The 17,890-nt window shown below is 53.4% G+C and carries 15 protein-coding genes; 9 read left to right on the forward strand and 6 right to left on the reverse strand.

All coding sequences use genetic code 11. The features are described from left to right. Positions 1–172 precede the first annotated feature (172 nt). The 6 genes from F1C16_RS19870 to F1C16_RS19895 all read left to right on the forward strand — a co-directional run bounded on the left by F1C16_RS19870 (position 173) and on the right by F1C16_RS19895 (position 8,708). Positions 173–1,951, forward strand: coding sequence for a long-chain fatty acid--CoA ligase (locus tag F1C16_RS19870; protein WP_185282328.1), 1,779 nt, complete (start codon positions 173–175; stop codon positions 1,949–1,951). 110 nt (positions 1,952–2,061) lie between these two features. Next, complete coding sequence (locus F1C16_RS19875) at positions 2,062–2,538, forward strand: MarR family winged helix-turn-helix transcriptional regulator (protein WP_185282329.1); 477 nt, start codon at positions 2,062–2,064, stop codon at positions 2,536–2,538. A 112-nt stretch (positions 2,539–2,650) separates the two neighbouring features. Further along, the gene (locus F1C16_RS19880) at positions 2,651–5,059 is read left to right on the forward strand and encodes a 3-hydroxyacyl-CoA dehydrogenase/enoyl-CoA hydratase family protein (RefSeq protein ID WP_185282330.1); all 2,409 of its coding nucleotides are present in this window, start codon (positions 2,651–2,653) and stop codon (positions 5,057–5,059) included. 120 nt (positions 5,060–5,179) lie between these two features. Further along, positions 5,180–6,364, forward strand: coding sequence for an acetyl-CoA C-acyltransferase (locus F1C16_RS19885; protein ID WP_185282331.1), 1,185 nt, complete (start codon positions 5,180–5,182; stop codon positions 6,362–6,364). A gap of 2 nt (positions 6,365–6,366) precedes the next feature. Beyond that, positions 6,367–6,732, forward strand: coding sequence for a 50S ribosome-binding protein YggL (locus F1C16_RS19890; RefSeq protein ID WP_185282332.1), 366 nt, complete (start codon positions 6,367–6,369; stop codon positions 6,730–6,732). 188 nt (positions 6,733–6,920) lie between these two features. After that, positions 6,921–8,708 (forward strand): acyl-CoA dehydrogenase family protein, encoded by a 1,788-nt coding sequence (locus F1C16_RS19895; RefSeq protein WP_185282333.1) that lies wholly within the window; start codon positions 6,921–6,923, stop codon positions 8,706–8,708. A gap of 166 nt (positions 8,709–8,874) precedes the next feature. Here F1C16_RS19895 and F1C16_RS19900 read toward each other — a convergent pair whose 3' ends face one another. After that, a complete protein-coding gene (locus tag F1C16_RS19900) occupies positions 8,875–9,552 on the reverse strand; it encodes an IS1595 family transposase (RefSeq protein WP_185281262.1) in 678 nt (225 codons plus the stop codon). A 107-nt stretch (positions 9,553–9,659) separates the two neighbouring features. Continuing rightward, positions 9,660–11,108 (reverse strand): hypothetical protein, encoded by a 1,449-nt coding sequence (locus F1C16_RS19905; protein ID WP_185282334.1) that lies wholly within the window; start codon positions 11,106–11,108, stop codon positions 9,660–9,662. Positions 11,109–11,451: 343 nt separating this feature from the next. Between F1C16_RS19905 and F1C16_RS19910 the strand changes: the two genes are divergently transcribed. Next, positions 11,452–11,700, forward strand: coding sequence for a hypothetical protein (locus F1C16_RS19910; RefSeq protein ID WP_185282335.1), 249 nt, complete (start codon positions 11,452–11,454; stop codon positions 11,698–11,700). 60 nt (positions 11,701–11,760) lie between these two features. Here F1C16_RS19910 and recG read toward each other — a convergent pair whose 3' ends face one another. From recG to mutY, 4 genes are all read right to left on the reverse strand, one after another. Further along, positions 11,761–13,860 carry an ATP-dependent DNA helicase RecG gene (gene recG, locus F1C16_RS19915; protein ID WP_185282336.1) on the reverse strand — a complete coding sequence of 700 codons (2,100 nt, stop codon included), beginning with the start codon at positions 13,858–13,860 and terminating at the stop codon, positions 11,761–11,763. A gap of 94 nt (positions 13,861–13,954) precedes the next feature. Then, positions 13,955–14,551, reverse strand: a complete 597-nt coding sequence (gene gldD, locus F1C16_RS19920) for a gliding motility lipoprotein GldD (protein ID WP_185282337.1) — start codon at positions 14,549–14,551, stop codon at positions 13,955–13,957. Positions 14,552–14,801: 250 nt separating this feature from the next. Continuing rightward, positions 14,802–15,227 carry a single-stranded DNA-binding protein gene (locus F1C16_RS19925; RefSeq protein ID WP_185282338.1) on the reverse strand — a complete coding sequence of 142 codons (426 nt, stop codon included), beginning with the start codon at positions 15,225–15,227 and terminating at the stop codon, positions 14,802–14,804. A 92-nt stretch (positions 15,228–15,319) separates the two neighbouring features. After that, positions 15,320–16,405 carry an A/G-specific adenine glycosylase gene (gene mutY, locus F1C16_RS19930; protein WP_258048975.1) on the reverse strand — a complete coding sequence of 362 codons (1,086 nt, stop codon included), beginning with the start codon at positions 16,403–16,405 and terminating at the stop codon, positions 15,320–15,322. Positions 16,406–16,597: 192 nt separating this feature from the next. Between mutY and F1C16_RS19935 the strand changes: the two genes are divergently transcribed. Together F1C16_RS19935 and F1C16_RS19940 are read left to right on the forward strand one after the other, a co-directional pair. Then, positions 16,598–16,903 carry an HU family DNA-binding protein gene (locus F1C16_RS19935; RefSeq protein WP_185282339.1) on the forward strand — a complete coding sequence of 102 codons (306 nt, stop codon included), beginning with the start codon at positions 16,598–16,600 and terminating at the stop codon, positions 16,901–16,903. A 78-nt stretch (positions 16,904–16,981) separates the two neighbouring features. Next, entirely contained in the window at positions 16,982–17,881 is a 900-nt protein-coding gene (locus tag F1C16_RS19940; protein WP_185282340.1) for a tetratricopeptide repeat protein, read from the forward strand. Positions 17,882–17,890: the final 9 nt, after the last annotated feature.

A 17,890-nucleotide genomic window follows, 5' to 3' on the forward strand; every position in this document is an offset into this window, starting at 1 on the left:
CAGGCAAAGCGTAGAAGCCCAAAATTACGCAAAAGGCGCTACCCAAGGGCTTTTTACGTACTAGAAAGTAGCTGGTCAGCTAGTTAACTACTAGCCCAACAGCCAAACCGTAGCTTTTCTATGAAAAATCCGGTTATTTAAGCGGTATTTCCCATCCTTCTGCTCTCTCTTTATGGACGTTCGTCGCGCATTTGATATTCTACCTGCTCAACAGGAAAAATTCCCCCAAACCGATTGCCTGACTGCTAAACACGACGGCAACTGGCAGAAGATGAGTACTCAGGAAGCCATTGATCAGATCAATCTGGTGAGCCTGGGCCTAGTGAAGCTGGGCTTGAAAAAAGACGATAAAGTGGCCCTTATTGCCATGAATCGGCCTGAGTGGATGTTGGCCGATTTTGGCATTTCACAGATTGGCGCCGTGGTGGTGCCCATGTACCCTAGCATCACGATAGAAGATTACAAACACATTTTCAGCGACGCCGATGTGAAGGCCGTGCTGGTATCGGACGAGAAGCTGCACGAGAAGGTAATAGCCGCCACAGAGGGTATGAACATTGCCCACGACCATATTTTCAGCTTCGATAAAATTGACGGTGCCCGGCACTTCTCGGAGCTACTGGACATGGGCCGGCAGGGCAACCCAGCCGACCTGGAGCCGCTACGCGCTGCCGTGCAACCCGATGACTTGCTGACACTCATCTACACCTCTGGCACCACCGGCAAGCCCAAAGGCGTGATGCTCAGCCACGACAACCTGCTCAGCAACCTGCGCAGCGCCGCGCCCTACGTGCCGGTAGGACCCAAGGACAAGGCCCTGAGTTTCCTACCCCTCTGCCACATTTTCGAGCGCATGGTTACCTACCTCTACATGACGCACGGCGTGAGCATCTACTACGCCGAAAGCATGGAAACCATTGCCGACAATCTGCGCGAGGTGAAGCCCGAAATCTTTACCACGGTACCCCGTCTGCTGGAGAAGGTGTATGAAAAGATAGTAGCGAAGGGCCACACGCTAGAAGGCGTCAGCAAGAAGCTGTTTTTCTGGGCCTTGGATCTGGGTTTGAAGTATGATACTCAAAAGAACCAAGGCTTCCTATATAATTCGCAGCTGGCGCTGGCTAACAAGTTCATTTTCAACAAGTGGCGTGAGGCGTTGGGTGGTAATCTGCGTTGCATTGTGAGCGGGGGCGGGGCGTTGCAACCACGCTTGGCGCGGGTGTTCTGGGCCGGGGGCATCCGGGTGATGGAGGGCTATGGCCTCACCGAAACTTCGCCGGTAATTGCCGTGGGAGGCTACAAGCATGAGGACAACCTCATTGGCACGGTAGGGCCACTTATCGACAACATTGAGGTGAAAATTGCACCCGATGGGGAGATTCTGACTCGTTCGGCTTCCGTGATGAAAGGCTACTACAACCAGCCTGAAAAAACCGCCGAAGCCATCGACGCCGACGGCTGGTTCCACACCGGCGATATTGGCGAGTTTGTGCAGGAACGCTTCCTCAAAATCACGGACCGTAAAAAGGAGATGTTCAAGACCTCGGGTGGCAAGTATATTGCGCCGCAGGTCATTGAAAGCAAGGTGAAAGAGTCGCCGCTGGTAGAGCAGATTATGGTGGTAGGCGACGGTCGCAAGTTCCCTTCAGCCCTGGTAGTGCCAGCCATGGACGAGCTGAAAAACTGGGGCAAGAAGAACGGCGTAGAGATTGGCTCACTGAAAGACGCTGTGCAAAACGAGAAGGTGGTGAAAATGTACAACGACCTCGTGCACGGCTACAACGACAGCTTCGCGCACTGGGAGCAGGTCAAGAAAGTGGTGCTGGTGCCCAAGCAGTGGTCGGTGGAAACGGGTGAGATGACGCCTACCATGAAATTGAAGCGCAAAGTGATTTCGGAGAACCTGAAGGATGTGATTGAGAGCATCTACGAGTTCAACGAGAAGCGGTAAGCTTGGCAGGGTAGGGGGCACCTGCATCCCTACCCTGCCAAATTTTTTGCCTTTACTTAGTATGCAAGCATAACAAATAATCGTATGTTTACCAGACTTCACCCCGCACAATGAAACCGGAAGAAACCGTCGATTATAACATCAAAGTAGCCTGGCACGCCATTTCGCGTATGTATAATACGCAGGCAGCCAAGCACGATATCACCACCAGTATCGGCTTTGTGCTGCTGAATATTGACCAGGAAAACGGCACGCCCGCTACCAAAATAGCGCCGCTGCTGGGCCTGGAAACCCGCTCGCTCACGCGCATTTTGCGGAGTATGGAAGAGAAAGGCCTCATCTACAAACAGGCCGACGCCCACGACAAGCGGTCGGTGCGCATTTTCCTGACCGAAGAAGGCCTGCGCGGCAAGGAAATCTCCCGCCAAACTGTGCGTCATTTCAATCAAAAAGTGCACGAGCAGATTCCGCAAAACCAGCTCGACGTGTTCTTTAAGGTGGTAGGGCAGATTACGGGCATGATTGAAGGCAAAACGCTTTTCGATGACTTCGCGGTGAAACCACCGCGCAAGGAACTGCCGGCGTAGGAGCGGCCAGAGTTGGCTTTGCCTTTTGCAAGAAGCGTAACGTTGACAAGAAAATAGGTACTAATCAGAACAACTGCTAACGGCTAATAGCCATCAGCTAACAGCTAAACATATGAATAGAATTATCAAGAAAGTAGCGGTGCTGGGCTCTGGCGTGATGGGCTCGCGCATTGCCTGCCACTTCGCCAACATTGGCGTACAGGTGCTGCTGCTCGACATTGCGCCGAAAGAACTGACCTCCGACGAAGAGAAAAAAGGGCTGACGCTGGACAAGCCGCAGGTGCGTAACCGCATTGTGAACAGCGCCCTGGAAGCCGCCGTGAAGTCCAATCCCTCGCCGCTCTACCGCAAGCAGGACGTGTCTAAAATCAAGACCGGCAACTTTGATGATAATCTGAAAGATATTGCCTCCTGCGACTGGACCATTGAGGTAGTCGTGGAGCGGCTCGACATTAAAAAGAGCGTGTACGAGCGGGTAGAGCAGTTCCGCAAGCCGGGCACGCTCATCACCAGCAACACCTCCGGCATCCCGATTCACCTGTTGGCTGAGGGTCGTTCTGAGGACTTCAAGCAGCACTTCTGCGGCACGCACTTCTTCAATCCGCCGCGCTACCTCAAGCTGCTTGAAATTATTCCTACCCCCGACACCAAGCCGGAGGTAGTGGATTTCCTGCAACACTACGGCGACCTGTACCTGGGCAAAACCGTAGTGCTGGCCAAGGACACGCCCGGCTTCATTGCCAACCGGGTAGGCGTATTTGGTCTGCTCGATGCCATGCACGTGATGCAGCAGCTGGGCCTCACAGTAGAGGAAGTGGACAAGCTGACCGGCCCGGTAATCGGGCACGCCAAGTCGGCTACCTTCCGCACCTCCGATGTGGTAGGGCTGGATACGACCGTGAACGTAGCCAACGGCCTCGGCCAAAGCTTACCCCACGACGAAGCCAAAGCGGTATTTACCCTACCCGACTTCGTGCAGAAGATGAGCGAGAACAAATGGCTGGGCGACAAAACCGGCCAGGGCTTCTACAAGAAAACCAAAGGCGCGGGCGGCAAAACAGAAATCCTGGCCCTCGACCTGAACTCGATGGAGTACCAGCCGAGCAAGAAAATCAAGTTCGCTACCCTGGAAGCCACCAAGCCTATCGAAAAGGTAGCCGACCGCTTCAAGATACTGGTGGGCGGCAAAGACAAAGCGGGCGAATTCTACCGTAAGTCGTTTGCCGGGCTGTTTGCCTACGTCAGCAACCGCATCCCGGAAATTACGGATGCACTCTACAAAATTGACGACGCCCTGCGCGCCGGCTTCGGCTGGGAGCTAGGGCCGTTTGAAACCTGGGATGCGCTGGGCGTGCAAAAAGGGTTGGAGCTGGCCGAGGCCGAAGGCAAAACCGTGGCGCCGTGGGTAGGGGAGATGCTGGCTGCCGGTCACACTACCTTTTACAAAGTAGACGAGAAAGGCACGCGTCAGTACTACGACATTGAATCGAAGACTTACCAGCCGATTCCGGGGGTAGAGAACTTCATCATTCTTGACAACCTGCGCGCCGCGGGCAAGGTGCTCTGGAAAAACGCGGGTGCCTCGGTGCTCGACCTCGGCGACGGTATTCTGAACGTGGAGTTTCACTCGAAGATGAACGCCATGGGCTCCGATGTGATTCAGGGCCTGATGAAAGGCGTGGATATGGCCGAGAAAGGCTACCGCGGCCTGGTAGTCGGCAACGACGCGCCCAATTTCTCGGCCGGCGCTAACCTAGGCCTCGTGTACATGTTTGCCCTGGAGCAAGACTACGACGAGCTGAATCTGATGATTGCCCAGTTTCAGCAAGCCATGATGCGCATGCGCTACTCCAGCATTCCGGTAGTAGGCACGCCCCACGGCTTGGCGCTGGGTGGTGGCTGCGAGCTAAACCTGCACTGCGACAAGGTAGTAGCCGCCGCCGAAACCTATATGGGTCTCGTCGAATTTGGGGTAGGGCTGATTCCCGGCGGGGGCGGCACCAAGGAAATGACCTTGCGCACCGCCGCCAAGTATGAGGAAGGCGAGCCGGAATACAATCTGTTGCGCAACACCTACATGACCATCAGCACGGCCAAGGTTTCTACTTCCGCCGCTGAGGCGTTTGATCTGGGTTTCCTGCGCCGGGGCGACGAAATTGTAGTGAACAGCAACCGCGTCATTGCGCAAGCCAAAGCGGCTGCTTTGGAACTGGCCGATGCCGGCTATACTCAGCCCGTACCCAAAACCAACATCAAAGTACATGGCCGCGGCGCGCTGGCGATGTTCAATACCGGCGTGTTTGCTATGAAGGAAGGCAACTACATCTCGGCCCACGACCAGAAAATTGCTGATAAGCTGGCCTACGTGATGTGCGGCGGCGACCTGTCGGCGCCTACCGAGGTAAGCGAGCAGTACCTGCTGGATTTGGAGCGCGAAGCCTTCCTAAGCCTGACCGGCGAGCGGAAAACGCTGGAGCGCATTCAGTCGATTCTGACCACGGGCAAGCCGCTGCGTAATTAAGTTTTTGTCATGCTGACGAAGGAAGCACCTTATCACGGCTGCTTTCGTCGGCACTCATATTCCCAACGGCGCGGGCGTGATAAGGTCCTTCGCTGCGTTCAGGATGACAAAGAAAATACCATGTCTCAACAAGCTTATATAGTTGCCGGATATAGAACTGCCGTGGGCAAAGCTCCGCGCGGCGGCTTCCGCTTCACCCGTACCGATGACCTCGCTGCCGACGTTATCAAGCACCTGGTTTCTACCGTACCCGCCCTCGACCCTACCCGCATCGACGATGTGATAGTAGGCAACGCCGTGCCCGAGGCCGAACAAGGCCTGCAAATGGGCCGCCTGATTTCCCTACTCTCCCTACCCCTCAACGTGCCCGGCCTCATTGTGAACCGCTACTGCGGCTCCGGTGTGGAAACCATTGCAATGGCCGTGGGCAAAATTGCCGCCGGCATGGCCGACTGCATCGTAGCTGGAGGGGCCGAAAGCATGAGCATGGTGCCCACCGTAGGCTGGAAAACCGTGCCTAACTACAAGCTGGCCAAGGCCCACCCCGACTACTATATGGGCATGGGCCTTACCGCCGAAGCCGTTGCCAAAGACTATGGCATCTCCCGCGAAGACCAGGACCAGTTTGCCTACAACTCGCACCAAAAGGCTTTGAAGGCTATTGCCGAAGGCAAGTTCAAAGACCAGATTGTACCCATCACAGTAGAAGAAACCTACGTGGATGCGGCTAGTGGTAAGAAGAAAACCCGCTTCTACGTGGTGGATACCGACGAAGGCCCGCGCGCCGATACCTCGCTGGAGGCCCTGGCCAAACTGCGGCCGGTGTTTGCCCAAGGTGGCACCGTTACGGCCGGCAACTCGTCCCAAACTTCCGACGGCGCGGCTTTCGTGCTGGTGATGTCGGAGCGCATGGTGAAGGAATTGAACTTGGAGCCGGTGGCCCGCATGGTGAACTACGCCATCGAGGGGGTAGACCCGCGCATCATGGGCATGGGCCCCGTGAAAGCCGTACCGAAAGTGCTGAAGCAAGCCGGCATGAAACTCGAAGACATCGACCTGATTGAGCTAAACGAAGCCTTCGCCTCCCAGAGCATTGCCGTGCAGCGCGAATTAGGCATCGACCCAGATAAGCTGAACGTGAACGGCGGTGCCATTGCCCTGGGGCACCCGCTGGGCTGTTCCGGCGCGAAGCTCAGTATCCAGCTATTTGATGAGCTGCGCCAGCGCGGCCAGAAGTATGGTATGGTGACAGCCTGCGTAGGCGGCGGCCAGGGTGTAGCGGGTATTTATGAGTTGCTGAAGTAGCAATGCTTCGTAACGCAGAAGCTCAAAAAGCAATGCGTACTGGTGAGTTCCAAGAACTTGCTTGGCGATTATTACTCAAATCACCTGATACTCTCACGTCTTCTCAACGAGAAACATTACTAGATGACTTTGGGTCTTTTGCACAAGAAAACAATCTAGGATTAGGCAGAAGGAATGACGAACTATTCGTTGTGTCGTTAAATAACCGTCTTATTCCTACTACAGAGGAGCAGAACCTACTAAAACGCTGGCTGTTGGATAGAGAAACAGAACAGACGTTTAACTTACATGATCAATTCTGGGATGCTTGGCTGATTATGCTGATAGCATATCCTATTAATGAAGCATTTAACGAGTTTTTCTCATAACGCATAGAAAGAACTCCCCGAACCAATCGGGGTTTTCTTTTCGTTAACTACTCGGCAAGCATAACAAATTTTCGTATCTTTCGATACCTGAATATAGACCTCTAAAGTCTTGATATACTCGGCAAGCCGAGCAGTTTTACCCTTTTAGAATTAGCATTTCACCCAACAATAACACACCGCACCCGACCATGGAAGTAACGCAGAAACCCCTCAAAGGCGGCGAATTCATTATCAAAGAAACCAACGCCCAGGATGTTTTTACGCCCGCTGAATTCTCCGAAGAGCAGCGCATGATGCACCAAACCTGTCTGGACTTCATTGCCAGCGAGGTGCAGCCCCTGCTAGAGCGCCTCGACAACCACGAGGAAGGCCTGATGGAAGACCTGATGAAGAAAGCCGGTGAGTTGGGCCTGTTTGGCGTGAGCATTCCCGAGCAATATGGCGGGTACGATATGGACTTCAACACGGCCCTGCTGGTGACGGAAGGGGTAGGGGGTGGCCACTCGTTTCCGGTGGCATTTGCGGCGCACACAGGCATCGGCATGCTGCCCATTCTGTATTTCGGTACTGAGGAACAGAAGCAGAAATACATTCCCAAGCTGACCACCGGCGAGTGGGTAGGCGCCTACTGTCTCACCGAGCCTGGCTCCGGCTCCGATGCACTGGGTGCGAAAACCAAAGCCGTACTGACCGAAGACGGGGAGCATTATGTGCTCAACGGCCAGAAAATGTGGATTACCAACGCCGGTTTTGCGCACGTATTTATCGTGTTTGCCAAAATTGACGGCGAGAAGTTTACAGGCTTCATCGTGGAGCGCGACACGCCTGGCCTGACTTTCGGCAACGAGGAGCACAAGATGGGCATCAAGGGTTCTTCTACCCGGCAGGTGTTCTTGTCGGATGTGAAGGTGCCCAAGGAAAATGTGTTGGGTGAGATTGGCAAAGGTCACCTCATTGCCTTCAACATTCTGAATATTGGTCGTATTAAGCTGGCTGCTGCGTGCCTGGGCGCTTGCAAAATGGCCGCCGACCTGAGCGTGAAATACGCCAACGAGCGGGTGCAGTTCAACCTGCCTATCTCGAAGTTTGGCGCCATTCGGCACAAGCTGGCCGAGCAAGCGGTACGGATCTACGCCGTAGAATCGGCTATTTACCGCGCCGGTATGGACATCTACCGCACCGAGCAGGAATTGCTGGCCCAGGGTCAGGGCGCCAACGAGGCGCTGCTGGGCGCTGCCCGCGAGTTTGCCGTGGAGTGCGCTATGCTGAAGGTAGAAGGCTCGGAGGTACTGGACTTTGTGACCGACGAAGGTGTGCAGATCTACGGCGGCTATGGCTTCTCGGCCGACTACCCCATGGACCGTGCCTACCGCGACTCGCGCATCAACCGCATCTTCGAGGGTACCAACGAAATCAACCGCCTACTCTCCGTAGACATGATTTTGAAGAAAGCCATGAAGGGCGAACTGGACCTGATGGGACCGGCCCAAGACGTGCAAAACGAGCTAATGGCCATTCCCGACTTCAACGTGGAAGAGGAAACGGGCCTGTTTGCCACCGAGAAAAAGACCATTCAGAAGCTGAAAAAAGCTATTCTGATGGTAGCGGGCACGGCCGTGCAGAAGTATATGAACTCGCTGGCCAAGGAGCAGGAAATCCTGATGAACATTGCCGACATGGCCATCAAAACCTATGTGGCCGAAAGCACCATTCTGCGGGTAGAGAAAGAAGCCAATGAAAAAGGTGAAGAGGCCCTGGCCACGCAAATCGATATTGCCCGCGTCTACCTCGCCGATGCCGTAGACATCGTGAACAAAGCCGGCAAAGATGCCATTGCCTCCATGGTAGAAGGCGACGAGCAGCGTCTCCTCTCACTTGGTCTCAAGCGCTTCACGAAGGTAGATCTGTTCAATGCCAAGGAAGCTCGCCGTCGCATCGCTGCCAAGCTGATCGAGGCGAATGAATATGTGTATTAACGTCTGAACCACGGATTCGCTCGAATTTGTCGGATTACACGGATTTCGTGGACGGCTGATCTACCGTATGATTGATACAGAAAAAGGGCGACCCATTTGGGTCGCCTTTTTTATTGCTGAGTAGGTAATGAACGTATTAAATTAGGGGCTTAGGAAGCAAAACTAATTAGAGGGGCTGTTGACGAAGCAATTTAAGTAAGAGTTTGTACAGGTCTTCGTGGCGATGATTGAAGCGAAACTCGGCCTCTTTCAAGTGTAGTAAAAACGTATGGTTGGGCACGCCCTTGAAGCGTTGCAGATGGGCTTTGGCAAAGCTCCAAAATGATTCAATCCCGTTGATATGCGAGGCTCCCTGGACAAACTCGTTCTGCCCATGATGCACCCGAAAATGACGGTCGTAGCCCACGTCCACCAAGCCATCATAGCCGCGCCAGCCATCGGTGTTGACCATCGCCGTGACATCAATCTTACCCCGAATAATAGCTTGCAGGGTCTTTTTCGAGCAATCCGGGACGATTTCCGTGTATACCTGAGCCCCGCGTTTGAACAGGCCAAAGACAATGGTTTTACCCCCCGCTCCCCGGCCCCGTTTGCCGCGTACGCGCCGCGGGCCGAAGTAGCTCTCGTCCAGTTCGACGGCCCCGTCCAGGTCAGCCGGCACCGGGCTGCAAGCTAGCAGCCGGTGGCGCAGGCGCAGGTATATGTCGTTGACCGCGCGTACGCTCAGACCCGTCAGCCGGGCCGCGTCCGAAGCCGTCAAATCCAGCGCGAAAAGACGCAACAAGTAGCGAAATTTGACCTCGGAAATTTTGCTGCACTTATAATAGCGGTTAGTTTGCTGCATAACAGGAAGTTATGCCCCATTCCTCGCTTTTTGCTTCCTAAGCCCCTAAATTAATTGTCCAAAAAATCCGTGTATTCTGATAAATCCGAGCGAATCCGTGGTTCAGATTACTTCACTACAATCTTATTCAGCATCAACGCGGCGGATTTCTTACTAGGGCGGCTTACACCGATAATGGTTTTGGCATCGGCCCAGGTAGTAAAGTCCTTCACGTAAGCCAGGTTTTGGTCGTTAGCTACCTTCAGGCCTAATCCTTTTGGCTCTTGCACTACGCCGGTTGTCATGTCCACGTGGCGTACGTATAGGTCAGATTTCCCTTTAATAGTCTCCTCCGTCAGGAGTTGCAGGTCCGGGCCAAATATAGCCGCACGAAAGCCGATGCTGGAGAAGGCTTCGGCGGGTGGGGCTACCTGGTTTTTGTTGATGATGGTATGCCAGCGTGGCGCCAAAAACTCATTGTACCCAAACAGGTGCAACTCCCGCGAATGAATCGGTGAGTTCTCGCCGCCTTCTTCGTACTGTTTTTGCGCGATGATGACCAGTTGCTTATCCTCATTCACAAGCAACTGGGCCAAGTAAATGTCTTCTAGACGTTTGCTGGTGCCTTGGGTTGCTTTGTTTACCTCGGCTAAGTAGTCAGGCGAGAACTTCACTTCCGGCGCAAACTTCATATCGCCCTCGTCGGTGAAGTCAAATCGAACGGCTTTCAGACTGTGATAAAGGCCAGTTTTGCGTTCGGTACAAATAGCAGCGGCGTACAAAGTGTTATCAGGTTGCAGACTAAACTTCGTATCGAACACCATCACCTCCTGCCCGCCAAACACGCCCCCAAGCGCTACCGACATCACCTTCACCTCCGTGCTGGTATTAAGGTAGCGCCGCACACTCAGCTTTTTCATCCCGTCGCTGAGCAGCGTTACGTACTGCGTGCCATCGTTGCCTAGGCTAACGGTAGTGGAAAAAAAAGCACCCTGATCATGGAAATCGTAGGTGCGCTCTTTCACTTGGGAAAGCTGCGCGTCATATACATTGGCAAGGATAGCCTTTATTTGCTGTTCGCGGGTGAGGTAGCGCCACGCTATTGTGTGGGTGCCATCGGGTGAAAAAGTAACGCCTGGGCGTCGGTCACGCAGACCGGCTTCGATTAATTTCTTGCCGGCGCTTTTTTGACCTGTTTTCAGATCGAATGTGTAAGCCGTGAGCTGCTGAGCCGCACTGGTTTTGCGGTATATTACTACGGTAGCTTGCTGGTTGCTTTGCGCAAATCCTTCAATGCTTTCTTCCGCTGTTAGTGGTAAATCGGTACTCCATACACGTTTCAGTTCGCCATCATAACGCTCTACGGCGTAGCCCGAAACTGATTTATGTGCTAAAATTAAAAAACCACCATCCGACTGAGAAAGGGTCTTTTGGGAGACACGCTGATTGTATCGGTCATATGATTGCTCGGGGAGGTATGCAAACGATACCGATTTCGTTTTCTGTGCTTGCATCACCTTCGGAGCCAGTAATGTGCTGCCCAATAGGATGCTGAATGACAAAAATGTAAGTCTCACAGACAAAGGAATTTAAGATGGTTTCAGGAAAAAATCAGTGAAAAGTACTACGCAAAAGTGACCAATTATCAGGTGTTTACGTATATGAGCCGGACTGACGAAAAATGGTCTATTGCAAAGCGTAAGTTTCATAGAAGCTTAATAGTTTGATTAACCGCTATTAGTTGAAAATGCCTTTACTTTGCAGCCGGATACAGGAACGAAAAGGAAAAATGTGCGGTGCAAAGCTTGCGAAAAAGTGACGTTGTGCTGAAGAGTAAGATTAGCTAAATACAAAAAAACAAATGATGCACAGAAGTTGGTTTCAACTTTGTGTCAGAAAGACTACAAATACCTTTCCTTTATGAAGTTCTTAGCAAAATCGTTGTTGCTTTCAGGTTTACTTGTAGTTGGCAAGCTCGTAAAGCAGCAGTCGCCTGAAGCAGTTATCACTATCGCCCCCGATTCGTTATCGTTAGAAGCAACCTCCACGCAGCCGATTTCTTTCTTCACTCGCCAATTATACCCTCAGGTGGTGAGTGTACAGGAAAACCAGCAGCCATGGCGAATTACCCCCGCTTATTTCACTACCAATGAGGTAGTCAATCAGTAAGTAGTTTCCTTGAGACGACCCATCAGGTCGTCTTTTTTGTATGATACCGTTTCCACGGCATCAGCTAATGCGGCTCCAGTTGACGGCCGTAGCCGGTAGTGACTCTATATGGTGCCGGATATTCTGATTTTGGGGCAGTTGTAGGGTAGGGTCCTCTTGCAACAGCTGATTAGCAGCAGCTCTGCTTTCTGTTAAAATGCGGGCATCTTTAGCCAAGTCGGCAATCAACAGGTCCAGTACACCGCTTTGCTGAGTGCCCATCAAGTCGCCGGGGCCGCGCAGCTTTAGGTCGATGTCGGCGATTTCGAAGCCGTTATTGGTGCGCACCATCGTTTCGATGCGGGTGCGTGACTCTTTACTAAGCTTGTAGCCCGACATCAGGATGCAGTAGCTTTGGTCGGCGCCGCGTCCTACCCGGCCACGCAGCTGGTGCAACTGCGAAAGACCAAACCGCTCAGTGCTTTCAATCACCATTACCGAGGCGTTGGGTACGTTCACGCCTACCTCAATTACGGTGGTAGCCACCATGATCTGGGTTTTGCGCTCTACGAAGCGCTGCATTTCGGCATCCTTCTCGCCAGCGGTCATGCGCCCATGCACAATGCTTATCTGAAATTCCGGGAAAGCTCGCTCTACGCTTTCGTAGCCGTCCATTAGGTCCTTATAGTCGGCCATGGCCTCGCTTTCCTCAATCAGCGGGTACACAATGTACACCTGCCTACCCAGGTTGATCTGGTCGCGCAGAAACTGAAATACTTTCAGGCGGTTGGAGTCGTAACGATGGACTGTGATGATGGGCTTGCGGCCGGCTGGCAGCTCGTCAATCACCGACACATCCAGGTCGCCATAGAGTGTCATGGCTAGTGTGCGCGGAATGGGCGTGGCCGTCATCACCAGCACATGCGGAATCACATGCGGATTTTTCTGCCACAGCTTCGAGCGTTGCGCTACCCCAAACCGGTGCTGCTCGTCCATAATGGTGAGGCCCAGGTTGCGGAACTGCACTACATCTTCCAGCAGCGCGTGCGTGCCTACCAGCATGTGCATCTCGCCCGAGCGCAATTGCTCGTGCAGTACCCGCCGCGCCGCCGTGCGCGTACTCCCCGTCAGCAGCCCGATTTTCAGGCCCAGCATATCAGCGTACACCTTTAAACCAGTATAGTGCTGATCGGCCAGGATTTCGGTGGGAGCCATCAGGCAGCTTTGGGCACCGTTGTCGGCAGCCATCAGCATGGAGATAAACGCTACGATGGTTTTGCCCGAGCCTACGTCGCCTTGCAATAGGCGATTCATCTGCTTTCCTGAGCAAAAATCCTTGTAGATGTCGTGAATAACCCGCTTCTGCGCGCCGGTAAGGTCGAAAGGCATCACGTTCTTGTAGAAATGCACCAGCGAGGGCACCTCCTTAAAGATCTGCCCAGCCAGCTCTACCTTGCGCTGGTCGCGCTGGCGCAGGAGCTTGAGCTGCACATAGAATAGCTCCTCAAACTTCAGGCGAAAGCGCGCAGCTTGCAACAGCTCGGTGCTCTGCGGGAAGTGAATCTGCTGCAAGGCGTTAGCCTTGCTCATCAAGCCATACTGCTGAATAAGGTAGGGCGACAACGTTTCCGTTACCTGAGGCAGGGCCAGCTTCAGCAAGTCGGCCACCATGCGCATGATGGCTTTGCTATCGATGCGGTGGTAGTTTTTAAGCTTCTCGGTGGTATTGTAGACGGGTTGCAAAAAGCTCTGGCCGGCCTTCTGCTCCGTTACTTCCTCTAGTTCCGGATGGGCCATCTGGGGCCGGCCGTTGAACATGGTAGGCTTGCCGAATACAATGTACTCCTGGTGATTCTTGATAATCTTCTCCAGGTAATTCACTCCCTTAAACCACACCAGCTCTAGCTCGCCATTGGCGTCGGCTACCTTGGCCACCATGCGTTTCTTGGGGCCTTCGCCAATCACCTCGCGGTTGCGCAAAATGCCTTTCACCTGCACGAAAGGTAGGTCGTCGTGCAGGTCCACGATGTTGTAGAACTGCGTGCGGTCGAGGTAGCGGAAAGGGTAGCGCTGAATCAGGTCGCCGTAGGTGAAGATGCCTAGCTCCTTTTGCAACAGCTGCGCCCGTTGCAGGCCCACGCCCCGCAGGTACTCTATTTTAGTTTGAAAGAAATTACTCATCTACTAGCTGTTAGCCATTGGCTGTTAGCTATTTGCTTCAAAAAAAGGAGTTTGCGGAAAGCTAACAGCCAGCGGCTATTAGCTAACAGCTAAATTACTGATACTTCAACGTGTTCAGTAGCTTCACTACGTCCTGCTTCACATACTCAATCACCGGCGCCAGCGAGTCGTTGGCGGTAGCGGTGCGAAAATATAGCGCGCCCCGGAAGAAATGTCGAGTACTATCAGTTGTGTAGAACTGAAACTGACTAGGTACTTCGCCCTGCAACTCAAACACCGATACGCGCATGCCGTTGGGCGTTTTCATGGTGCTCTCGTCGATGGCTGTTGCTTTTATTTCGTGCTTGCTGGTGAGCTTGCGCGCATCTTCCAACAGCTTATTGTAAAGCTGATGGTTCCCCTTTAAGTCGGCGTACGTAATCTGCACGTTGGCATGCAGTTGGGGGTAGTAGATGTTCAGCCAGTGCGGCTGCGCCAGGTAGGAAGAGTCGCGCAGAATGCGTGCTTGTTGCGAATACTGAAACGTATACGGATGCCCCGGCGCCAACTGCTGGTAGCTGTGCGGTGGCAGGTCGATGCGATTGTAGCCTTTGGGTTTCGGCGTGTAATCGGGAGCCGACGAGCAGCCGGTTGCCAGCAGCAAAAAGCTCAGCGCGGCGCTAAGGCCACGTAGGGAAGCGGAAACAGGCATACGAAGCAAGGCAGAGTTCACGTAGTAAAGGTAGCATATAAGGCGGTAGGGGCATATTATGGCCGCCCGTTGTTTGCTGGTTTTAAACAATGTCAGCGGCAATTGAGAATTCCACTGTTCCTACCTGTTCTCGCAGTTTACTCAATTGCTTCTAAACAACATCAGCAACGAGGGGCAGCTGCAAGCTGCCCCTACAACGCAAAAAGCCCCGGCAGCGTGCCGAGGCTCAGAAAGGCCAGGTAGGAGATGATTAAAACGGCAATTGGTCAAGCTCCGGCTCTTGCCGGAACGTGACCGTAGCCGCGGCGGATTGCTCCGCCGCGGGGGTAGTACCATCTCCTTGCGGGCGGCCGCCCAGCATGGTTAGCTCATCGGCTACAATCTCCGTGATGTAGCGCGTCTGGTTGTCCTTGTCCTGGTACTGGCGCGTGCGGAGCTTACCTTCCACGTACACCTGCTGACCTTTCTTCAAGAATTTCTCAGCCATTTCAGCCAACCCGCGCCACGCCGTGATGTTGTGCCACTCGGTGCGCTCCACGCGGTTGCCCTGCTTGTCTTTGTAATAGTCGTTGGTGGCCAGGGTGAAGTTTGCGACGCTGACGCCGCCTTCCAGATGCCGAATCTCCGGGTCTTTGCCCAAGTTGCCAATCAGGATGACTTTGTTGATGCCTGCCATAGTGTTACTTTTTCGTTCTGTGTGACATAGTATTTACTGTTCTAAAAGTAATAGATGAAAATATATATTCCAAGTTTTTTAGCTGAATTATTTCACTTTTTGCTAATGTAATTAGTGATAAGAATGGGCTTAGGTAAGGCCTCCACTTCTGCAACGCTGAACGCGGCCAACCCTAGTTCCTGCAATGCCGCAACAGGCAAAGCCGCCTGCAACTGAATAGGGTAGAACCGGGCCTCCAGCTTCTGGTGGCTAAGCACGTGCCGGTAGGCCGCCGAAGGTTCCTCGGCTCTATCTGAAACTATCGTACCACCCAAAGCTTCTACCCGACGCAAAACCTCCACCGCCGATAACTCGGCTGAGTCTGTTTCCGTCAAAGCGAAATCGTAGAGGCCCTGCCAAATGTCTTTGCCAGTACGCTTACGCATGTACACCTTGTCGGCGTGACGTAGCACCAGGTAGTGAAAATAGCGCGTGCGGGCTGCTTTGGCTTTGCTCTTGATGGGCAATTCGGCCACCATGCCGTGCTGAAAGGCATAGCACTGCGCCTGCAATGGGCAAAACAGACAGTCTGGCTTCACCGGCGTGCACTGAATAGCCCCAAACTCCATGATAGCCTGATTGAACTCCGCCGGGGCGTCGGCCGGAATCAGCGTGTCGGCGAGCTGCTGAAATACTTTGCGGCTGGCTGGCGCGGCAATATCCTGCGTGAGGCCAAATACGCGGCTCAGCACCCGAAACACGTTGCCATCCAGCACCGCCACTTTCTCGTCGAACGCAAAAGAAGCAATGGCGGCAGCCGTGTATTGTCCTACCCCGCGCAGCTTCAACAACTCGACATAAGTAGTCGGAAACTTGCCGCCGTACTCACGCACTACCTGCTGGGCGGTATGGTGCATGTTGCGAGCACGGGAATAGTAGCCCAGGCCCTGCCAATGGCGCAGCACCTCATCTTCGGGAGCAGTCGCCAAGTCCTGCACGGTAGGGTAGGAGTTGATAAAATCGAGGTAGTAAGGCAGGCCCTGCTTCACGCGGGTTTGCTGCAAAATCACCTCCGATAGCCAAATGGCATACGGGTCACGAGTGTGGCGCCAAGGTAGGTCGCGGCGGTGGCGCGGATACCAGTTGAGCAGGGTAATCGCGAAAGCGGAATGAACAGAAGTAGGAGGAACGTTGTTCAAAACAGTGAGTCAGAAAGACTTGTCAAAAAATAGGACAGAGGCCGGGATTGTGGGAAAAAAATTGGAAAACCAAAAAAGCAACCTACCTTTGTGGCCCCAATTCGGAAGCGAACAGCCTAGTGGGCAAAGGCTTACGTGTTGAACGGGGAAATTGCCCAGTACATTTTTTCACTCCATAGTACACTTACCAGCGTGACTAAAGCAGAAGTAATCGCCGAAATTGCCGATAAAACTGGCATTGAGAAAGCAGACGTGTCCGCAACCGTTGAAGCCTTCTTTAAAGTAGTAAAGGACTCGATGGCCGAAGGCAACAACATCTACGTGCGCGGCTTCGGTAGCTTCGTAAACAAGAAGCGGGCAAAGAAAGTGGCGCGCAACATCTCGAAAAATACCTCGATCATCATCGACGAGCACTTTATTCCGAGCTTCAAGCCGTCGAAAACATTCATCGGCAAAATCAAGAACAGCAAAAAGATCAAAGAAACGGCTAACGCCTAACTTTTTGTTGTTGTACTATTGCGGCGGAGCCGTCGGGCGCCCTTTCTTGGGAACTACCCGACGGCCTGCTTTTTCTGCATGGCCCGATCAAAATCTTCTCACCAGCTCACTGTTGTTGCTATAGCCGTTGCCCTGGTTATTGCGTTGTTTCTGTTGCCGAAGGTAATTGTGAAGCCCAAACAGGGTGAAAGCGAACTTACGGCTCAAACAGCTGCCCGCACCGCCAATCGCGACCAGGGAGCTGCTGCGCCTTCCACAGCTTCAGTAGAAGCCGATGGCCGACCAGCCGGTGCTACCCCAGAGCAGCCCCACATGTCGCTTACGTCTCAGCAACGGAGCAGCATTAACGGTTTGCTAGGGCAATACAATGTTACCACCGACCGCGACACCAAGCTTCGCTTGGCCACCGATTTGGCAAAGCAATACAAGGCAGTCGAAAAGTTTGATAGCGCAGGCTATTACTACGAGCAAGTGGCCTTGGCCCGGCCCGGTGAGCAAGCCTGGCAGCGTGCTGCCGACGAGTATTTCGAAGCCTTTAGCTTTGCGGCTACCGCTGAGCGGGGTAAGATGCTGGGCGCCAAATCGCGGGAGTTGTATGAGCGGGTGCTCAAAAACAACCCCGACAACCTGAACGCAAAAACTAACCTGGGTATGGCCTACATGGCCAGCGACAACCCAGTGCAGGGCGTCACGTTGTTGCGGGAAGTAATTGCCGCTGACCCTAAAAATGAAAAGGCGCTCTACAACCTCGGGCTGCTTTCGATGCAAAGCAATCAGTACGACAAAGCAGTGGAGCGCTTTCGGGAATTGACTGCTGCCCATCCCAATAATGTGGAAGGGCAGTTCTACCTGGGCGTTGCCTTGGCTCAAACTGGTGCCAAGGAGGAAGCAAAGGCTGCGTTTGCTAGGGCCAAAAGCCTAAGTAACGACCCTGGCTTGGCTGCCTCAATTGCCGAACAACTGCAAAAGCTGCAATAAAGAAGCTAC

Source organism: Hymenobacter sp. NBH84, from assembly GCF_014217645.1.
Lineage (GTDB): Bacteria > Bacteroidota > Bacteroidia > Cytophagales > Hymenobacteraceae > Hymenobacter > Hymenobacter profundi.

Coding starts and splice junctions, on each gene's coding strand:
- F1C16_RS19940 (WP_185282340.1), top strand. CDS start 16,982: ATGGCCCGATCAAAATCTTCTCACCAGCTCACTGTTGTTGCTATAGCC.
- F1C16_RS19880 (WP_185282330.1), top strand. CDS start 2,651: ATGAATAGAATTATCAAGAAAGTAGCGGTGCTGGGCTCTGGCGTGATG.
- gldD (WP_185282337.1), bottom strand. CDS start 14,551: ATGCCTGTTTCCGCTTCCCTACGTGGCCTTAGCGCCGCGCTGAGCTTT.
- F1C16_RS19885 (WP_185282331.1), top strand. CDS start 5,180: ATGTCTCAACAAGCTTATATAGTTGCCGGATATAGAACTGCCGTGGGC.
- F1C16_RS19870 (WP_185282328.1), top strand. CDS start 173: ATGGACGTTCGTCGCGCATTTGATATTCTACCTGCTCAACAGGAAAAA.
- F1C16_RS19895 (WP_185282333.1), top strand. CDS start 6,921: ATGGAAGTAACGCAGAAACCCCTCAAAGGCGGCGAATTCATTATCAAA.
- F1C16_RS19925 (WP_185282338.1), bottom strand. CDS start 15,227: ATGGCAGGCATCAACAAAGTCATCCTGATTGGCAACTTGGGCAAAGAC.
- recG (WP_185282336.1), bottom strand. CDS start 13,860: ATGAGTAATTTCTTTCAAACTAAAATAGAGTACCTGCGGGGCGTGGGC.
- F1C16_RS19890 (WP_185282332.1), top strand. CDS start 6,367: ATGCTTCGTAACGCAGAAGCTCAAAAAGCAATGCGTACTGGTGAGTTC.
- F1C16_RS19875 (WP_185282329.1), top strand. CDS start 2,062: ATGAAACCGGAAGAAACCGTCGATTATAACATCAAAGTAGCCTGGCAC.
- F1C16_RS19900 (WP_185281262.1), bottom strand. CDS start 9,552: ATGCAGCAAACTAACCGCTATTATAAGTGCAGCAAAATTTCCGAGGTC.
- F1C16_RS19910 (WP_185282335.1), top strand. CDS start 11,452: ATGAAGTTCTTAGCAAAATCGTTGTTGCTTTCAGGTTTACTTGTAGTT.